The 2,491-nt window shown below is 64.4% G+C and carries 4 protein-coding genes; 1 reads left to right on the top strand and 3 read right to left on the bottom strand.

Going from position 1 to position 2,491, the window contains the following annotated elements; translation table 11 throughout:
- Nucleotides 1-386: SIMPL domain-containing protein (locus EN994_RS26960; RefSeq protein ID WP_127307950.1), on the top strand; the 386-nt coding region annotated here is incomplete at its 5' end.
- Between the two features lie 213 nt (nucleotides 387-599).
- On the opposite strand, the gene EN994_RS26965 is transcribed toward EN994_RS26960, so the two are convergent.
- From EN994_RS26965 to EN994_RS35510, 3 genes are all read right to left on the bottom strand, one after another.
- Nucleotides 600-956 (bottom strand): hypothetical protein, encoded by a 357-nt coding sequence (locus EN994_RS26965; RefSeq protein WP_013530174.1) that lies wholly within the window; start codon nucleotides 954-956, stop codon nucleotides 600-602.
- A 254-nt stretch (nucleotides 957-1,210) separates the two neighbouring features.
- The gene (locus EN994_RS26970; RefSeq protein ID WP_013530173.1) at nucleotides 1,211-1,657 is read right to left on the bottom strand and encodes a YcgN family cysteine cluster protein; all 447 of its coding nucleotides are present in this window, start codon (nucleotides 1,655-1,657) and stop codon (nucleotides 1,211-1,213) included.
- Nucleotides 1,658-1,779: 122 nt separating this feature from the next.
- A partial coding sequence (locus tag EN994_RS35510; RefSeq protein ID WP_206530511.1) for a hypothetical protein occupies nucleotides 1,780-2,491 on the bottom strand: 712 nt, incomplete at its 5' end.

Genomic DNA, 2,491 nt, shown 5'->3' on the forward strand with positions numbered 1-2,491 from the left:
CCGAACTCGTCGCCTATCAGGTGACCAACACGCTTTCGGTGCGGGTGCGCGATGTCGACAAGACCGGCGAGATCCTCGACAAGGCGGTGTCGCTCGGCGTCAACCAGGGTGGCGGCATCGCCTTCACCAATGACAACCCGGCAGCCACGGTCACCGAGGCGCGCAAGAAGGCGGTCGCCAACGCCATGGCCAAGGCCAAGACGCTGGCCGAGGCCGCAGGCGCCAGCCTCGGCCGGGTGCTCGAGATATCAGATCAGAACATTGCGCCGGCGCCGATGCCGATCAACGCCAAGGCCTTCGATGCCGCGGCGGGTGGCGCGGCTCCCGTGCAGGCCGGCGAGAATTCCTACAATGTCCAGGTGACCGTCACCTTCGAACTGAAGTAAGCGGCTCTGAGGATCCGTGGCTGGGTCTTGCCCAGCCACCGATGCATCACCAGCCAATAGCGCGCATGAAAAACCCCGCGGGATTGCTCCCGCGGGGTTTTTTCGAGCCACACCCTTCAAACGGAAAGGGGCTCCGCTAGTCCCAGCTGATCTTGCTAAAGATCATGCTGCCAGGCTGACCCTCAAAGAGGGGTCGGCCTTAATTGTCGAACCTCAGCGATAGATAACCGGGCAGCCGCGCTCATTGGCGAACACCACCACGACACGGTCGCCGTCCTGGCGGCCCGCCACCTTCACCGTACGACGGTTGACGTCGACGATGCGGACACGGTGGAGACCCATGCGTTCGGCCTTGTCGAGGGCGCGGTCCGGCGAACAGCCACGGCGCCAGTCGCCGCGGCGTTCATCACGGCGATGGCGATAACCGTCGTCACCGGTATAGACGCCGAAACGCGGGTCGTTGTTGTTGCCGAAGCCGAGATAGAGGCTGTCGGCGTGGGCGGGAACGGCCGCCAGTGTGCCGAGACCGACCAGGGCCGAAAGGGCTGCCGTCTTGATCGTGTTGAACATCGTCTTCTCTCCTTTTTGCGGGCCTTCGCCCGTCCTCGTGAACCGATGGGGGGAGAATGCGCTTGCCTGTCTGAACTCTTTACGAACCTGCCGTTCATCTCCGGTTCATATGGCGGGAAGAAGGAAGTTCCGGCCATTCGCCACCGTCCCCAGCCCTTGGTGAAGGCCGGAATGCCTGACTCGGCGCCCTATTCCGAGCCCGCGGATTGGCCGGAAGTCGTGGAACGTAAGGCTGTTGCTCGCCGCCGCTGGTCCTACGGCTCCTCGTCCAGCACATAGTCAAAATAGTCTTCCGGCTCGGCAAGATCGGTTTCACTCGCTTTGACCCGGCCGCGCATCGAGATGCCGGCTTCATGCACGGTCTCGGCGCTGCCAGACACCAGCCGGTGCCACCAGTAGAGGTCGCGGCCCTCGGCAACCAGCCGATAGGCACAGGTACTGGGCAGCCAACTGATGGTTCGCACATTCTGCGGCGTCAGCCCGACGCAATCGGGAACGCGCGCCAGCCGGTTGGCGTAGTCCGAACAGCGGCAGGTCTCGGCGTCGAACAGCCGACAGCCGACGCTGGTCCAGTAGATCTCGCCAGTGTCCTCGTCCTCAAGCTTTGACAGGCAGCATTTACCGCAGCCGTCGCACAGCGATTCCCACTCGGCCGGGCTCATCGCCTCCAGCGCCTTGGTTTTCCAGAATGGCGTTTCCATTTCCCGGATGTGGCCCCGGCCGCGGGCAAGGTCAAGCGCGGCAATGGTCGCAATTGCGGCTATCGCCAGGTGAATGACATGAAGTTGCCTTCAAAAGGTCGGTCAATCGCCCCGTACGGCCTCTATCCGTGCCAGACTGGAACCAATCGGCACAAGATCGGTTTCGGCAAGGATGGGACCCCACAAGGAGAATTTCGATGAAACGCCAACCACGGATTCTGGCAGGCACCGCACTTGGCCTGTTGATGGCATCCGCGCCGTTGGGCGCGTTCCCGCTTCAGGGAAGTGTCGCGTCCGGTCTTGCCCAGCGCACGGCAACCCCATTCATCCTGGCGCAAGCAGCATGCGCCGAGGGCGAATCGGCCGAGGCCTGCGCGCAGAAGCAGCAGGCGGAACCCGAACAGAAACACGAGCGCAAGAAGGCCGAGCCTGAACAGCAGGCCGCGCCTGCCCAGAGCGAGCAGCCCGCCGAGGAGCAGCAGCCACGCCGGAAGAAGCGCGACCAGCAGCAGCAGGCCGAGCAGGCGCCCGCCGAACAGGCCGCTCCCGCCGAGGAACAGCAGCCGCGCAGGAAGAAGCGTGATCAGCAGCAGCAGGCCGAACAGGCGCCGGCCGAACAGGCAGCACCCGCAGAGGAACAGCAGCCGCGCAGAAAGAAGCGTGACCAGCAGCAGCAGACCGAGCAGGCGCCGGCCGAACAGGCAGCACCGGCAGAGGAACAGCAGCCGCGCAGAAAGAAGCGTGACCAGCAGCAGCAGACCGAGCAGGCGCCGGCCGAACAGGCAGCACCCGCAGGGGAACAGCAGCCGCGCAGGAAGAAGCGTGATCAGCAGC

Origin of the sequence: Mesorhizobium sp. M7A.F.Ca.CA.002.09.1.1, from assembly GCF_003998555.1 — a bacterium.
Classification (GTDB): domain Bacteria; phylum Pseudomonadota; class Alphaproteobacteria; order Rhizobiales; family Rhizobiaceae; genus Mesorhizobium; species Mesorhizobium ciceri.